Origin of the sequence: Dongia sp., assembly GCF_041905885.1 — a bacterium.
GTDB lineage: Bacteria > Pseudomonadota > Alphaproteobacteria > Dongiales > Dongiaceae > Dongia.
This window is the reverse complement of sequence record NZ_JAYRKD010000016.1, coordinates 59,682-78,041: the sequence shown is the minus strand read 5'-3', so window position 1 is coordinate 78,041 and position 18,360 is coordinate 59,682. Positions and strand designations below refer to the sequence as shown.

The following is an 18,360-nucleotide window of genomic DNA, read 5'->3' as shown; positions in this document are numbered from 1 at the left end:
TGAGTTACCGGATGCGGGACGACCCCCGGTAGATTCCCTGCATTTTACTTAATATTCGCGAAAAATCGGCATTAACTCATACCCCGCTGTAGGATTCCTTACCACGGCAAGATTGTGGGCTTTACGGGGGCATGGTCTCGTATTCCCACGCACGGAGGTCTGGGTGGGGTCGGGTGAACCCTAGACGAAGTGCATCGAGCCACGTCAGGGGGTTGCTATGGCGAATGACAGCACGAATGCCGGCGTTTCTTCTTCCGCCGAAGATACAACGCAGCACAGCGAAAATTATTTCACGGACATGCAGGGCGAAGACGTTTTCTTCGGCCCCGAGCAGCTGGCGCAGGCCACAACCACCGAGAAGGTGGCTGTGCCGCAGGGCCAGAATGTCATTCGTGTCCAGGTCAGCCCCGGCGAAATCATCGAGCTGAGCTCGCCCTTCGATCCAGGCGCCACGCTGCTGGCCCGGGAAGGCGACGGCAACCTCGCGATCCGTGTCGGCGACGTCACCGTGATCCTGCAGGGCTATGTCGATGCCAACCAGCAGGCGCCGGTCGTGATCCAGACCTCCGACGGCCAGCCGATCGACATCGCAATCCTCCTCGCTTCGACCGACCCCACCATCGACATCCAGACCGCCGCCGGCCCCGGCGAGCCCGGTCCGCAGGGGCAAGGCGCCGACAACACCGGCGCGCTGCTCTCCCAGCTGCAGGGCGGCAACGGCCTCGGCGGCCTGAACGCCGTCGGTGCGCAGGACGGCACGTCGCTCAAGTACGGCCTGATCGACAACTCGATCAATCTCGATCGCGAGGACGCCCTGCTGCTAGCCGGGGTCACCCCCTTCCCGGGCGTGCAGGAGCCGTTTCTCCGCGATCCGTTCAAGACCGACAGCGGCAGCTGGGCCACCTTCGCGGATTTCCTCAGCGACTACACCGACTACATCAACGGCCATAAGGACGACACCGACAAGCAGGGCAATTCCACGCCCGGCGGCTGGGCGGACTTCACCGGCACCAAGGCGAACGACGACGACGCCACCGGCTTCCTGGGCGTGACCACCTATACCGTCACGGTTCCGCACAGCTCGGAGACGCCGGAGCGGCTGGAATTCTGGAACGGCTCGCAGTTCTTCCCGGGCGATATTCCGAGCTCCAACGGCGAGCAGCTCGAAGCGCGCTATCTGCAGAACGGCGCCGAGCCGACCACGATTCTCCTGGTGCGTCCGTCGGACGGCGCCATCGTCATGGTGTTCCATATCATCGAGACGGAACCCAGCACCGGCGACTTCCATGTGCAGGTCGTCCTGGTCAACCGCCTGGATCATCCCGAGCAGGGCCAGGACGTTCTGAATGTCGAGTTCAGCACCCGGATTCCGATCGAGAACGAGGAACTGCCGCCGGAACAGCAACAGCAGCAGTCCGAGTATGAAGGACCGTATTACGAGGAACCGCAGTACAAGGACGGCCCGGACAGCTCGGTCGATATCCAGGACGACATCCCGGAGGCGCACGGCGCCACCTACGCGAGCTTCCTGCACGCCACCAGCTACAAGGATGCGCTGTCTTGCCTGGCGGCCTTCACCGGCGGTAAGATCGACATCGACGACTATGTCGTCACCAAAGACGGCGGCCATGTCGATGAGGACTACATCTTCGGCGGCAACCACGACAAGGACAACGCCAACGGCCCCGACAGCGACCCGGCGCGCGGCGACGAGTTCGGCGACAAGTTCGTGGTCGGCATCCTCGACATCAACTTCGGCGCCGACGGCCCGTCGGGCAAGATCCCCGATCCGTCGAAACCCGGCATCGGCGACATCCTGTTCGGCCCGAAAGAGCCCGCGCTGACGGTCGCGCTCAACGAGGGCGACACCTTCCCGGGCGTCACCTCCGGCGGCCATGAGCTCAAGGTCCTGGAGAAGACGACGTCGCTGTTCGGCGTCGAGATCCTGCAGGTCGGCTATTGCGATTACAGCGACAACGCCAAGGGCAAGGGCAACGACGTCGTCGTCTTCACCCTGGTGCTGCAGGCCAATCCGAACGTGCCGCTGTTCGGCGCCTTCGCCTTCGAGATCTACGGCCCGATCGATCATCCGCTCGGCACCACCGCGGAGACCACGCTCCCGCTCAACATCCCGATCATCGCGACCGATGACGACGGCGACCATCCGCTCGACGACGTCAACATCACCATCCTGGTGAACGACGACGCGCCGATGATCAAGGACGTCGAATACATCAGCCAGAAGGGCGGCATTCCCTGCGAGGGCGGCTCCGAGACCCTGACCCTGACCGGCGCCGGCGGCAACTCCGGCACCATCATCAAGTCGAACGAGTACGGCCAGGTCGATGAAGACTGGCTGCACGGCGGCAGCGGCAACAGCATGCTTTACGGTGCCGGCGGCAACAGCGGCGCCGGAACCTTCGGCAACCACGACGAAGACGGCAACGGCCACAACAACGCCGGCAAGGACGGCGACGACTACGGCAAGACCAAGGTGAAGGGCGAGATCGACGTCAACTTCGGCGGCGACGGCCCGGCCGACTACGATGCCTTCGTCTTCACCAAGGAGTTCGTGGCGAACGGCAGCCCGGCGTTGTTCGTCGATGCCGACGGCAACAGCTTCAAGTCCGGCGGCCATGACCTGGTCGTGCTCAACTCCGACAAGGGCTTCCTTGAGGTCGGCTACCTGGTCAACACTGGCTCCGAATCCGAGCCCTACTTCGAGAAGACCGTCATCTTCACGATGTCAATCAACGACCAGGGCTCCTTCGAATTCCGCCTGGAAGGCCCGATCGACCATACCGGCCAGAACGAGCAGACCCTGCCGATCAAATTCGACGTGACGGTCAGCGACAACGACGGCGACACCGAGACCGTGACGCTCGAGATCAAGGTCAACGACGACAAGCCGGAGATCGGCATCTACTATACCAGCGGCCTCGAGATCGACATCAAGCGCGAGGTCGAGATTGACGGCCTCAGCCTCTCGGGTGCCGGCGGCAACAGCGGCATCTTCCACTCCGAGGAATACGGCCGGGTGGACGAGGACTGGCTCCGCGGCGCGGCCGGCAACAGCTATTCCTACACCGGCAACCAGGACAAGGACGGCAACGACCAGCCCAACGGCTACGAGAACGGCGATCGCGGCGGCAAGACCAAAGTCTGCGGCGAGATCGACATCCATTATGGTGGCGACGGCAAAGGTGCCGCCGATTCCGGCCTGGGTCTGTTCGATTACACCGTTGGCCAAGTCTTCAAGGACGGCGACGGCACCGGCAACAGCTTCAAGTCCGGTGGCAAGGACCTGGTCGTGCTCTCGACTGGCAACAATGCCGGAACCGAATGGGTGACGGTGGGTATCAAGGGGCCGGAAGTGGAGGAGGATGTCTCGGAGAAAACCCTCGACTCCAACGATACGACCATCTTCACCTTCACCTTCAACGCATCGACCGGCAAGTTCGAGTTCGATCTCTTCGGCCCGATCGACCACGACCCGGTCTCCGGCGACAAGGGTGCCGAGACCGACCAGCTGATCTCATTCGACCTCGGTTCAGCGACCGACGGCGACGGCGACACCGCCGACGCGATCGTCAACATCAAGGTCAACGACGACGTGCCGGAAATCGGCATCACCTACTTCAACAACCTCGAGCACGACTTCGTTCTCGATCAGTATCAGGAGAACGGCCTTACGGCGCTCGTGGGCGGCGGCGGGAATTCCGTCGTCCAGACCACGGACTACGGCCATGTCGACGAGGACTTCCTGAAGGGCGGTTCCGGCAACAGCCTCACCTACACCGGCAACCAGGACAAGGACCCGAACAGCAACCCCAACGCCGGCGAGCACGGCGATGACATCGGCAAGAGCCAGGTCTGCGGCCAGATCTCTGTCAACTACGGCGGCGATGGGCCGGGCGACGCGGCATTCGGGTTGGAGATCTACACCATCCCCGACTTGCCCGCCCCGCTTCCCGGAAGTCCGACCGCCCAGGAAGTCGCGGACCAGATCACGGCCTACAACGCGACCATCCCGGCGTTCAAGAACGTGGACGGCAGCACAGTCTCCTCGGGCGGCGTGGAGCTCCAGGTGCTGGTCTCCGAAGCCGGCCACCTGCAGGTCGGGTTCCCGCCATATTTCTCGGTGATCGAGAACGATGAATCGCCCGATACCCTTCTCCTTGTCCCGGGCAAGGTCGTGTTCGATCTCTACTTCGACGTCGGCACCGGCAAGTTCGACTTCCAGCTGTTCGGAAAGATCGACCATGATCCGCAGGCCGGCGCGGACGGGGTGGAGACCAACGAGCTGCTGACCTTCAATGTCGGTTCGGCGACCGATGGCGACGGCGACAAGGTCGATGCCGTCATCAAGATCCAGGTCAACGACGACTCGCCGGAAGTGGGCGTCGCGTACGTCAACAATGACGGTTATTCTTCGACCACCGTCGGCATCGTGGACGAAGACTATGTGCTCAGCGGCGTCGGCAACGAGGACGCCGATGGCGCCGGCACCGGAGGCGACACCGCCGGCTTGGGCGCCGTCTTCTTCGACCTGACCGCGGGCGGCTTCGGCGCCGACGGGCCTGGTGCCTCCGGTCCCGTCGGTTTCACCGCGCAGGAAGACGACACGATCACCGCCAAGGATGACAACGGCGATCCGCACACCCTCACCACGGCGGATGGCCACGAAGTTCTGGCTCACCTCGCGGACAACGGCCTGGGCGGGTACACCCTGGTCGGCTACTTCAACGGCGACGACAGCGAAGGTTTCGTTGACGGCAGCTCGACCGTAGTCTTCACGCTCGCCTATAACTCGAACAGCATGAGCGGCCAGTTCAATCTCCGCCAGGCGCTGGAGCACCCGACCGGCGGCACCGAGGACAACCTGTTCTTGAGCTTCGGCATCAAGACCGGGGCCACCGACGGCGACGGCGATCCGGCGATCGCCCACATCAACATCCAGGTGAACGACGACGGGCCGCAGGCGGTGGACGACAAGGATGAGCTCAGCACCTATGCCGGCAACGTCCTGGACAACGACAAGAAGGGTGCGGACGATGCGACGGTAACGGGTGCGTACAGCAGCACCGGCGGCGACGTGTCTGGGGATATCAACGGCGACATCCTAATCCAGGGCGCTCTGGGTGTCCTCGTGCTGCTCGCCAACGGTTCTTGGACCTACACGCCGGAAGCGGACAACGCCGGCGGCTTTGACGAGTTTCAGTACACGCTGACGGACGGCGACGGCGACACCGCGAGCGGCAAGCTGGTGATCAGCGTGGAGGCGACGGCGATCCCGCTCCGCGTGGCGGACCCGAGCTCGATCCACACCGACTTCGACCTGACCCTGTCGGTGACCAAGGATACCGACGCCACCAAGAACAAGGGCTATCACGACGGCGACGACGTGAAGCTCACCGACACCAGCACCGGCTTCCTGAATACGGGCATCGGTGCCGGCCATGAGCTGAAGACCGGCAGCGGCGACGACCTGATCTTCGGCGGCATGGGCGGCGACCATATCTACGGTCGAGCCGGGGCCGACGCCCAGTCGGGCGGCAGCGGCGACGACACGTTCCACAACGTCGATGCCGCGGATCTCGACGGCAGCCACACGCTGGACGGCATCCACAGCATCGACGGCGGCGACGGCTACGACACGGTCCAGCTCGGGGGCCTGAAGGACTTCAACTCCGACCAGGCCCAGGCCATCATCAACGTCGAAGCGCTGAACCTCGACGGCACGCCGGCGGGTGGCAGCGGCACCGCCGTCTCGCTCAGCTACGACGCCGCCTATGGCATCACCCAGGTCGGCGGGCTGCACACGCTCACGATCAACGGCGATACCGGCAGTGACAGTGTCACGCTGACCGGCAGCAGCGGCCACAGCTGGAAGTTCGACGGCACCGTGCTGGGCTTCAACATCTACCACGCCGGCAGCGGCGCGGCCTTCAGCGGTGGCGATACGGTCACCGTCTCGGTCGAGCAGGGAGTCGCCGTCACCACTTCATGAGGCGAGATACCGACACAATAGTATGCGCTAGACTATGCGATGAGGCGGCACACACATAGATGTGCCGCCTCACTGCTTAGGGAATAAGAATCAGGGACTTGGCGTTGGTTCGGGGCGGGGAAATCTCACATTTTCGGGGGATTTAGATCAATTGCCGGGTATCCACCGGGTGATTTAGATCGAATTATCTCGAAAATTCGATACACCTTACAACGCCGTGTGCAGGTTTAAGCGGACCCTGCATTGTAGGGTTACCGCCAATATGTTCTTCTCTCGGTCAGGTCGCACCCGGGCGGGATGAGGATCGGGGCTCGGACACCGCGGCACCAAGTTTTCTCAAAAGGGGTCAAAAATGGCCAACGACGCCAGCAACCATCCGACCAATTCGTCCGACGCCGACATGAACGTCGCCGGCGATCACGCGGAGTTCGATGCCGTTCAGCTCGCCCAGGCCAACGCGCCGGCGCAGCAGCCCCAGCAGCCGCAGAAGACGGCGGCGATCCCGGCGGTGCCGAACGGCACCGTCCAGGTGGAGATCCCGCAGGGTGAGAAGGTGGTTCGCGTCGCGGTCGCCAACGGCGAGACCGTGATCCTGCCCGCGCCCTTCGACGACCAGGCCGCTCTGGCCGCCAAGGAAGGCAACGGCAACCTCGCGATCCGGGTCGGCGACATCACCGTCCTGCTCGAAGGCTACCAGCAGACCGTGGATGCCGCGGGCAACCCGACCGTCACGCTGAAGGATCCGCAAGGCGACGTGATCGACATCGCCGTGGTCCTGGCCAGCACCGATCCCAACCTCGACATCGAGACCGCCGCCGGCGGCGACGCCGCGGGCGCCCAGGGCGCCGACAACACCGGCGCGCTGCTGAGCCAGTTCGGCCTTGGTGCCGGCCTCGGCGGCCTGAACGCGGTCGGCGTGCTCGACGCGACCTCGCTGCAGTACAAGCTGATCGACAACAGCATCCTGCGCGAGCGCGAGGACCTGCTGGAGCCGAGCCAGCCGCTGGACATCAAGGTCACCGGCCCGAAGGACATCCTCAGCCAGTCGCACCTGCGCGACCCGATCGTCACCATCAACGACTACAGCGCCAGCCCGACCTTCGCCGAGTTCATCAACGGCAACGGCAAGGCCCCGGCCTGGGACAACCATTTCGGCGACTTCGACGGCACCGACCCGCTCGACGCTTCGGCCATGCACACGACTGGCGAGGTCGTGGTCGATCCGCACAATGATTCGACCGTCAACGTCGATCTGGACCCGAGCGGCCTCAATGCCCAGGGCCTGACCTCGAACGGCGTACCGCTGGTCTATGTGCTGTCGGCGGACGGCAGCACCATCTTCGGCTTCCGCGGCGACGGCACCGGCGGCACCGACGGCGCGCTGGTCCTGGTCGTCCATGTCGCTGACACCGGCACCAAGGCCCAGGACGGCACCACCCACTTCGTGGTCGACTACTACCTGGTGAACCGCCTCGACGACCTGGCGGGCGACAGCAACGGCGGCGAGGACGCGACCCATCTCGACGTCGGCTTCGACGTCACCACCAGCGCCGACCAGACCGGTTCGGCCTCGAGCACGGTCAACTTCAAAGACGACGCCCCGATCGCGGCCGACGACACCGACAGCGTCGGCAACCAGCTCAGCACCGACGGCAACGTGATCACCGGCGTCGGCACCACCAACGACGACCCGAACAAGCTTTCGGACCTGGGCGGCGCGGACGGCTCGACCGTCACCAGCCTCACCGGCAAGAACGGCAGCGACAACGACGCCAGCGACAAGCTCACCGTGAAGGGCGAGCACGGCACGCTGGTGATGAACGCGGACGGCACCTACACCTACACCCGCGACAACGGCGATCCGACCGTCGATAAGAACGGCAACACGATCACGCTGCAGGACAAGTTCACCTATACGCTGACCGATGGCGACGGCGACAAGACCACCGCCAACCTGACCATCGACATCAAGGACAGCGACATCAAGATCAAGGACCTCACCCCGAAAGCCGATGGCGGCGACGTCACGGTGGATGAGGACGATCTCGCCGACGGCAGCGACACCACCAAGGAATCGACCACCCAGGGCGGCGACTTCACGATCACCAGCCCGGACGGCGTGGGCAACCTCTCGATCGGCGGCCATGCGGTCATCACCAACGGCGTCTTCGCCGCGACCAGCTTCACCACCCCGCTCGGCAACACGCTCTCGATCACCGGCTACAACGCCGCAACCGGCCAGGTCACCTACACCTATACGCTGCTGGACAACGAAGGCCATGCCTCGGCCAACGGCGAGAACAGCCTGTTCGAAGACTTCAAGGTCGATGTGACCGACAAGGACGGCGACGCCGCGAGCAGCACGCTCAGCGTGAACATCGTCGATGACGTGCCGACCGCGCGGAACGACGTCGATACCATCGCCACCGGCGGGACCTCCGCCGACGGCAACGTCATCACCGGCGCCAACACCACCTCCGGCGCGGCGGGTGCGGACACCAAGGGCGCCGACGGCGCAACCGTCTCGGCGGTCACCGGCTTCAACGGCTCGGCCGACAACGACGCCAGCGACGGCCTGAAGGTCGACGGCCAGTACGGCAAGCTGACCCTGAATGCCGACGGCAGCTACACCTATACCCGCAACGCCGGCTCGCCCGGCGGCGTCTCCGACACCTTCACCTACACCTTGAAGGACGGCGACGGCGACACCTCGACCGCGACGCTCACCATCAATGTCGGCGACGACAAGCCGACCATCGATGCGCCAACCGCCGACGGGGCGACCAAGGTCTACGAGAAGGGCCTGCCCCAGGGTTCGGGCGAGCTCGCCGACGGCAACAGCGGCAACAACAGCGACAGCTCGGAAACCGTCAAGGGCACCATCAACTACTACGAGGGCGACGCCCCGGCGGCCATCACCATCACCGACAAGAACGGCGTTGCGATCACCGCCGTGGCCGGCGTGGACATCGTGGGCGCCGACGGCACGCTGCACATCGATTCGGTGGGCGGCGGCAAGATCGACTACACCTACACGCTGACCACCAACACCAGCGGCGACACCACCACCGACAGCTTCAAGCTGTCGATCACCGACAAGGACGGCGACAACGACACCGACAACCTGGTGATCAAGATCGTCGATGACACGCCGGATGCGAAGAACGACACCGACAGCGTCGGCGCCGGCATGACGACGGACGGCAACGTGATCACCGGCGTCGGCACGACGTCGGGCGCGGCCGGTGCGGACGTGAAGGGCGCGGACGGCGCGTCCGTCTCGCAGGTGGTCGGCCAGACCACGGACTCCGACCCGGCCGGCGGCTTCACCGTACAGGGTCAGTACGGCAAGCTGGTGATGCAGGCCGACGGCAGCTACGTCTACACCCGCGACAGCGATGCCCCGACCCTCGACAAGGACGGCAAGGTCGTCACCCTGACCGACACCTTCACCTACACCCTGAAGGACGGCGACGGCGACACCGACCCCGCGACCCTGGTGGTCACGATCAAGGACAGCGATATCAAGATCCTCGATCTGACCCCGAAGGCGAACGGCGGCGACACCAAGGTCGAGGAAGACGGTCTGTCCGCCGCCCGCGGTCCGAACGAGTCCGCCGGCAGCGACGGCTCGGGCCCGACCACCGGCAACGGCACCTTCACCATCAGCTCGCCGGACGGCGTGCAGAGCCTGATGGTCGACGGCAAGGCCGTGGTCACCAACGGCGTGTTTACCGCGATCACCATCGACACCGCGCTCGGCAACAAGCTCAACATCACGGCCTACGACGCCAACACCGGCACGGTCACCTACAACTACGTGCTGCTGGACAACGAGCAGCACGATGCGGGCGCCGGCAAGAACAGCCTCTATGAGGACTTCTCGGTCATCGTCACCGACAAGGATGGCGACAGCGCCAGCGACACCTTGAGCGTCAACATCGTCGATGACGTTCCGGATGCGAAGAACGACACCGACACCATCGTCACCGGCGGCACCTCCACCGACGGCAACGTCATCACCGGCGCCAACACGAGCTCCGGCGCGGCGGGTGCGGACGTGCAGGGCGCGGACGGCGCCAAGGTCTCCGGCGTCACCGGGTTCAACGGCTCGGCCGACAACGACGCCAGCGACGGCCTCAAGGTCGACGGCCAGTACGGCAAGCTGACCTTGAACGCCGACGGCAGCTACACCTACACCCGCAACGCCGGCTCGCCGGGCGGCGTCACCGACGTCTTCACCTACACCTTGAAGGACGGCGACGGCGACACCGACACGGCGACCTTGACCATCAATGTCGGCGACGACAGGCCGACCATCGACGCCCCGACCGCCGACGGCATGACCAAGGTCTATGAGAAGGGCCTGCCCCAGGGTTCGGGCGAGATCGCCGACGGAAATCCGAACAACAACAGCGACAGCTCGGAAATCGTCAAGGGCACCATCAGCTACACCGAGGGCGACGCCCCGGCGGCCATCACCATCACCGACAAGAACGGCGTTGCCGTGACCGTCGTGGCCGGCGTGAACATCCTCGGCGCCGACGGCACGCTGCACATCGATTCGGTGGGCGGCGGCAAGGTCGAGTACACCTACACGCTGACCACCAACACCAGCGGCGACAACACCACCGATACCTTCGGGCTGTCGATCACCGACAAGGACGGCGACAACGACACCGACAATCTGGTGATCAAGATCGTCGATGACGTGCCGGACGCGAAGAACGACACCGACAGCGTCGCCAACGACAAGCTCAGCACCGACGGCAACGTGATCACCGGCGTCGGCACGACCTCCGGCGCGGCCGGCGCGGACGTGAAGGGCGCGGACGGTGCTGCGATCTCGCAGCTGGTCGGCTTCAGCGGCTCGACCGACAGCAACCCGGCGGGTGGCTTCACGGTGCAGGGCCAGTACGGCACGCTGGTGATGCAGGCCGACGGCAGCTACGTCTACACCCGCAACAACAGCGACCCGACGGTCGACAAGGACGGCAAGCCGGTCACCTATACCGACACCTTCACCTACACCCTGAAGGACGGCGACACCGACGTTGACACCGCGACCCTGGTGGTCACCATCAAGGACGACGGCTGCAACATCACCAACCTGACCCCGAAGGCCAGCGGCGGTGATACCACCGTGGACGAGGACGGCCTCCTGGCCAGCCGCGGTGCCAACGAATCCGCCGGCAGCGACGGCTCTGGTCCGACCACCAACACCGGCGACTTCAACATCAGCGCGCCGGACGGGGTGCAGACTCTCACCATCGGCGGCCATGCCGTGATCACCAACGGCGTGTTCGCGGCCAGCTCCTGGACCACCGGCTTCGGCAACACCATCTCGATCACCGGCTACGACGCCAATACCGGCAAGGTCAGCTACAGCTACACGCTGAACGACAACGAGGCGCATGCCACCGGCAACGGCGAGAACAGCCTCTATGAGGACCTCAACGTCAGCCTGACCGACAAGGACGGCGACACCGCCACCGGCACGCTCAGCGTCAACATCGTCGATGACGTGGCCGTGGCCCTGAACGGCGCGAAGTCGATGACCGGCACGGACGCCAAGTACAACGTCCTGCTGATCATGGACGTCTCGGGCTCGATGGGCGATCCCTCCGGCGTCAACGGCCTCACCCGGCTGCAGCTCGAAGGCCAGAGCATCATCAACCTGCTCAACGCCTATGCGGCGTCGGGCCAGACGATGGTGCAGATCGCGACCTTCAGCTCCAATGCCAACGTGCCGAACCCGGGCGGCTGGATGACCGTGGCGGACGCAATTGCGCTGGTGAACCAGATCGTGGCCAACGGGCCGCAGCAGGCGACCGACTATCACGACGCCATCGCAGCGGGCATCCAGGCCTACAACACCGACGGCAAGATCGTCGATGCCACCAACGTCGCCTACTTCTTCTCCGACGGTAAGCCGAACGAGCCGGACGAGAACACCGGCCCGCTCACCAACGGCGAGGTGACGAACTGGGTGAACTTCGTCAACACGAACGACATCAACGCCTATGCTATCGGCCTCGGTACCGACACCGTCAAATCGACGCTCGATCCGATCGCCTACAACGGCGATACCGGCGTCAATACCGACGCGGTCATCGTCACCGACCTCAACAACCTGGCTTCGGTGATCAACTCCACGCTGCCGGAGCCGCAATCCGGCGACATCGTGAGCGCGCTGGGCGGCACCTTCGGCGCCGACGGCGGCCACGTCGCCACGATCGTGATCAACGGCGTCACCTACACCTACGCTCAGGCGGTGGCGGCGAATGCGGCGCACGAGCTGACGATCGCCACCGCGGGCGGCAGCTTCAAGATCGACTTCGATGACGGCAAGTACACCTATACGCCGGACTTCACCAAGAACCAGACCAACCTCGACATTGGGTTTACGCTGATCGACAACGACGGCGACACCGCCGGTGCGACCCTGAAGCTGCTGGCGCCTCTGGCCCAGTTCGCGATGCCGGTCGAGCCGACGCCGGTCACCACGACCAACATCTTCGGCACCGGCAACTACAATGCGCCGGCCGGCACCAACAGCGCCGACCATATCCGCGACTGGACTTCCGGCGGCAGCGCCAATGACGTCCACAACTCGACCATCAACGGCCAGAACGGCAATGACTGGATCGAGGCGGGCGCCGGCAACGACACCGTCACCGGCGGCACCGGACTGGACAAGATCCTGGGCGGCGCCGGCAACGACAACCTGCAGGGCCAGACCGGCAACGACTGGCTCGACGGCGGCACCGGCAACGACCATCTCCAGGGCGGTGCAGACACCGACACGATGATCGGCGGCGCCGGCAGCGACAAGATGGACGGCGGCGACGGCACCGACTACTTCAAGAACGTCGATACCGCCGACCTCGACGGCACCAACACGCTCGATGGCACCCACAGCATCGACGGTGGCGCCGGCAGCGACTACGTGGATCTGAGTGGTCTCGCCAGCTTCGGTTCGGCCCAGGCGGCCCGGATCGAGAATGTCGAGGCGCTGAGCTTCACCGGCGGCGGTTCGACCGCGGTCACGCTGGACTACAACTCGGTCCTCAACATGACCGACGCCAACAACAACCTGGTGATCCACGGCGACCAGGGCAGCGACACGGTTGCTCTGTCCGGCGGCTTCACCAAGATCGGCACCGATGTGGCGGCGAATGACGGCCAGCACTACGACGTGTTCCAGGCCGGCGTCGGCGCCAACCAGGTGACCGTGTTCGTCGATCACAACCTCAACGCCAGCGCCACCTGACGGCGACCGGCAGCGAAACGAGAAGGGCGCCTCCCGCGGGAGGCGCCCTTTTCATTTTCTGGCTTCACCAAAGCCCTCCCCCGTCTGCGGGGGAGGGTTGGGAGGGGGGCCGCAAGCTCGCTGTGGGCGGCGGCGCTGCGCTACCCCGCGAAGGCGACGCCGTGCCTCTGCAGCCGCGCCTTGAGATCGCTCTTCAGCCCGGCCAGCACCTTCTCGTCCGGCGCCTCCGCTCTGGCGACAAGCACCGCCTGGGTGTTGGAGGCGCGGAGCAGCCACCAGCCGCCGTCCTTGCTGATCCGGATTCCGTCCACGTCGTTGAAGTCGGCGCCCTCCTTGCGGAGCTCGCCGGCGAGGTCGGAGACGATCGCGAACTTCTTGTCGTCGGGGCAGGGGATGCGGATCTCCGGCGTGTTCACCAGCGTCGGCAGCTGGTCGCGCAGCTCGGTCAGCGACTTGCCCGACCGCGCCACCGCGCGCAACAGCCGCACCGCGCCGTAAAGCGCATCGTCGAAGCCGTAATATTCGTCGGCGAAGAAGATATGGCCGCTCATCTCGCCGGCCAGCGGCGACTTGGTCTCCGCCATCTTGACCTTGATCAGCGAATGGCCGGTCTTCCACATCAGCGGCTTGCCGCCCATCTTGGCGATCTCGTCGAACAGGGCCTGGCTCGCCTTCACGTCGGCGATGATGGTGGCGCCGGGGCGTTTCGCGAGCACGTCGCGCCCCAGAATCGCCAGCAGCTGGTCGCCCCAGATGATCCGGCCCTTGGCGTCGATCGCGCCGATCCGGTCGCCGTCGCCGTCGAAGGCGATGCCGAGGTCGAGCTTCTCCTTCGCCACAAGCTCCTGCAGGTGATGCAGGTTCTCGGGCTCGGTCGGGTCGGGATGGTGGTTGGGGAAGGTGCCGTCGATCTCTTCAAACAGAGTCTTGTGAGTGCCAGGCAGGACCTTGACCAGCCGCGCCATGATCTCGCCGGCCGCACCGTTGCCGGCATCCCAGCCCACCTTCAGCTTGGAAATGCCGGTGCCGTCCAAGGCCTCGGCCAGTTTCTTCACATAGGCGTCGCGGATGTCGGTCGCTTCCTCGCCGCCGTTGCCGCCGGCGTAGTCGCCCGCGGCCGCCATCTTGCCGATCTCCTTGATCATCTCGCCATAGACCGGCTTGCCGGCGATCACCATCTTGAAGCCGTTATGGGTCGGCGGGTTGTGCGACCCCGTGACCATGATGCCGGCATCGACGCTGAGCTCGGCGGCGGCGAAATAGAGCATCGGCGTCGGCCCGGTGCCGACCCGGACCGCCGAGGCGCCCGTGGACTTGATCCCGGCGACCAGGGCGGCTTCCAGCTCCGGCGAGCTCATCCGGCCATCCCGGCCCACCGCGATCTTCGGCGCGGTCTTGTTGGTCTTGCGCGCGGTCATGGTCGCGAAGGCCTTGCCGATCGCCTCGGCATCGGCGGCGCTGAGCGTCTCGCCCACAATGCCGCGGATGTCATATTCGCGCAGGATCGAGGCGTGGAATGGGTGGCCTTTCGGCATCATGCTTTCTCCGGAAATGGTGCGGTGCGGAATCTAGTGGAATCCCTCCAGGAATGCCAGGGAAGCCACCAGGGTTCCGGGCCACGCTCCGGGGGTCCGGGAAAAGGTCAGGCCGGTGACAGGTCGAAGCCGGGCCCGAATCCGGCATCCCGGGCGGTGTCCAGGATCGCCCGCAGCTTCGCCATCGCGCCGCTGTCGTCCGGCGTCCGGCCGAGCTGCATATAGATCCGCGCCCGCTCGATCAGCAGCTCGACGAAGGGCAGCGGCTCGGCGGCGGTATACTGGTTGAGCCGGCCGATCTGCCGCTCGACCTCGGCCCAGTCCTTATGCGCCAGGCCCCAGTCGATCGCGAACAGGCGGAACCAGATGTGGTTATGCGAGAGTCCGGTCTGCCGCAGCAGCTCTTCGCCGCGCGCCAGCGCCGCCCGCTGCCGCTCCGGATCGCGCTCGACGCAGGCGGCGACGCCGCAGACGATCGCGCCGCAGAAGCCCGGCCCGGTCTCGTCGGCGATTTCCATGGCTTCGCGTACCGCCGCCTCAGCCTCGTCATGCCGTCCCTGGATGTGGCGCACCTGGGCCAGCAGCGGCAGCTGGATCGAGACATAGCGCTTGGCGCCGAGTGCCCGCGCCATCTCGATGCCCTTGATGACCACCGGCTCCAGCTCGGCCCAGCGTCCGAGCAGCGCGAAAGCGACGGCGCGGCATTCGGTGGCGAACATCTCGCCGAAGCGGTCGCCGATCTCGATCGCCACCTGCCTTGCGCCATCGACCAGGGCGAAGGCCGTCTCGAAGTCGAGGGTGTAGAAGGCGGTGTTGCCGGCCATCGCCTGGTTCGGCCAGACGATGCGCAGCAGGTTGTTCGCGCGGGCGAGCTCGACCGTGCGCATGAACTGCTCGGAAGCGCTCTTGAACCGGCCCTGCATGTAATAGGCATCGCCAAGCCCGCTCCTGGCGCGGGCATTCCATTCCGGCAGCCCGGCACGCTCGGCGGCGGCCAGCGCGCGACTGTGCTCGGCCAGGCATTCATCCGCGGCCCCCAGCGCGAAATGCAGGTTTCCGCGCAGGTAGCAGATCTCCGAGAGCAGCGCCGGGTCGTCCAGACTGACGGCGATCGGCTCGGCGGCGGCGAGGCTCTCCATCGCCAGCGGGATCGCGGCCAGCATCCGGTCCGAGGCGGCGAGGCCGATCAGCCCGCGGCAGCGCGCCTGCGGCGTTTCGGATTCCGCCAGCACGGCGAAGGCGGCGCGCGCCGGCTTGCCGAGGCCGATATCCAGCGCATAGCGCCCGACCGCTGGCGCCAGGCTGGCGCGATCCTCCGCCGTCTTCGCGATCTCGAGCCCACGCTCGGCCAGCCGCAGCGCGCGATCGACGCGATAGGCCGCGGCCTCCGCCTCGGCGGCGGCGAGATAGGCACGCGCGGCCGCGGGATCGTCGGCGCGGTCCAGATGCTCGGCATGGAGTGCCGCATCGCGCTCCTTGAACAAGGCCGCCGCCGCCTGGTGCAAGGCGGAACGCCGCTCCCGGGTCAGCGAGGCATAGGCGCCGTCGCGGATCAGGGCATGGGCGAACAGCAAGCCGCTGCCTTCCGGCCGCACCAGCTGCCGGCGCAGCAATTCGCCGGGATCGTAGCCCTGCTGGTTGATCAGGCCGGAAAGGTCTTCGATCTCGAAACGCTGGCCGAGGATCGAGGCGGCCTGCAGGGCCTGCCGGTCCTTGGGCAACAGCTGGTCCAGCCGCGCCAGCACCACCGACTGCAGCGATTCCGGCAGCCGCTGGCTGTCCGTGGCGCCGCGCAGCAGCTGTTCCAGGAACAGCGGGTTGCCCTCCGCCCGCTCGATGCAGCGCCGCGCGAAATCGTCGAACTCGACGCGCAGCTCATGGGCGAGGCTTTCCGCATCGGCGACGCCCAGCGGCGAGAGGTCGATGATGGTGAGATGCCCGTGCCGCAGCCCGGCGCGGAAGGTGGCGTCGAACGGATCGCCCTCGACCCTCGTCGTCATCGCCAGCATCAGCGGTGCGCCGCCGGAGGCTTCGATCAGCGCGGTCACATGGCCGCGCACCACCGGATCGGACCAATGCACGTCCTCGATCAGGACGTAGAGCGGGCGGGCCGACGCGACGCGGGCCGCCAGCTTGGCGAGGATTTCACTCTTGCCGCGATTGCGGTTGGCGTTGCTCATCGCCTCATAATTGGCGCGGCTGTCCTCCGGCTGCGGCAGGTCCAAGAGGTCGCGCAGGAACGGGATTGCGGCGGCGTCCAGCCCGGCCGCCGCCAGCCGCGCTTCCGCTTCGCCCCCGGCGCCGGCGACCGCGTCGAGCAGGCCGGCGGCCAGCACGCGCTCGACGCTGCGCTCGCGGGCCGCACCGAAATCCAGCACCAGTGCCTTCAGGGTGTGGAAGCCGCGCGCCGCCGCGCGGTTGACCAACTCCTCAGAGAGCCGCGACTTGCCGATGCCGGGCTCGCCGCGCAGCACCACTGCGGCACCGGTCTTGCCGGCGGCGACGGATTCGATCAGCGCCGTCGCCTGCGCCAGCTCCGCGCGGCGCCCGACCAGCGGCCGCGCCGCACTCCTCGCCGCGCTGGTCGCCGCGGTCTTGGCGCTCAGCTGGAAGGTCTCGACCGGCTTGGCGATGCCCTTGTAGCTGAGCGGCCCGAGCGACGTCATCGCCAGGCTTCCGGCGGCGATCGCCTGCTCGGAGCCCTGGCGCACGGTGGCGGAGACCAGGGTCTGGCCGGCCTTGGCGCTGTCCATCAGCCGCGCCGCCAGGTTGACCGCATCGCCGATCACGGTATAGGCGCTGTGCGCGGCGCTGCCGAGGCCGCTCGCCACCACCTCGCCGGTGGCGACGCCGATATGCACCTGCAGCTCCTGCCCGACCTTGGCCGAGATCGCCGGCATCGCTTCGTGGATCGCCAGCGCCGCCAGGGCCGCGCGCTCGGCATCGTTGCCATGGGCGACGGGGGCGCCGAACAGCGCCATCACGGAATCGCCGATATGCTTGTCGATCCTTCCGCCGAACCGCACCACCACCGCATCGACGGTTTCGAAGAACTGCGCCAGCAGGCGATGCGTATCCTCGGGATCCAGCCGCCCGGAAAGATTGGTGTAGCCGCAGATATCGACGAACATGATGGTGACCGGCCGGATCTCGCCGACCGGCATCTCGGCTTTCGGCGCCTCGGCGACGGGTTCGGGCTGCGGCGGTGCTGGCGGCGGCGCCGGGGTCGTGGCCGGCGCGCCCAGGGGCTTGCCGCAGCCGCCGCAGAAGCGGTCGTCGGGCGTATTCTCGAATCCGCAGGCGGGGCAGGGCGCGGGCAGGGGCTGGCCGCAGGCGGCGCAGAATCGGCGGCCCGCGCGGTTCTCGGTCTTGCACCCGGGACAAAGCATGCCGGCGACCCCCAAAAGGCTTCACCGATCAACGACCGGGACCCAACCGCCATTCCGGATCAATCCGACCATGGGCGGCGGGCGTGGTCAATGCGCTCACTTCCTGTTATGACCGACGCCCCGAGAGGTTACAGGCGAATACCGAGGAATCGT

General features: G+C 66.1%; 4 protein-coding genes. 2 read left to right on the top strand and 2 right to left on the bottom strand.

What is annotated here, in order from left to right:
• Window positions 1–217: 217 nt before the first annotated feature.
• Window positions 218–6,010, top strand: a complete 5,793-nt coding sequence (locus ACH2CY_RS16710) for an Ig-like domain-containing protein (RefSeq protein WP_395020447.1) — start codon at window positions 218–220, stop codon at window positions 6,008–6,010.
• A 352-nt stretch (window positions 6,011–6,362) separates the two neighbouring features.
• Window positions 6,363–13,283 carry a VCBS domain-containing protein gene (locus ACH2CY_RS16705; protein ID WP_395020446.1) on the top strand — a complete coding sequence of 2,307 codons (6,921 nt, stop codon included), beginning with the start codon at window positions 6,363–6,365 and terminating at the stop codon, window positions 13,281–13,283.
• 140 nt (window positions 13,284–13,423) lie between these two features.
• Here ACH2CY_RS16705 and pgmG read toward each other — a convergent pair whose 3' ends face one another.
• Both pgmG and ACH2CY_RS16695 read right to left on the bottom strand, forming a co-directional pair.
• A complete protein-coding gene (gene pgmG, locus ACH2CY_RS16700; protein WP_395020445.1) occupies window positions 13,424–14,818 on the bottom strand; it encodes a phosphoglucomutase/phosphomannomutase PgmG in 1,395 nt (464 codons plus the stop codon).
• Window positions 14,819–14,925: 107 nt separating this feature from the next.
• Window positions 14,926–18,207 carry an adenylate/guanylate cyclase domain-containing protein gene (locus ACH2CY_RS16695; RefSeq protein ID WP_395020444.1) on the bottom strand — a complete coding sequence of 1,094 codons (3,282 nt, stop codon included), beginning with the start codon at window positions 18,205–18,207 and terminating at the stop codon, window positions 14,926–14,928.
• Between the last annotated feature and the right edge of the window lie 153 nt (window positions 18,208–18,360).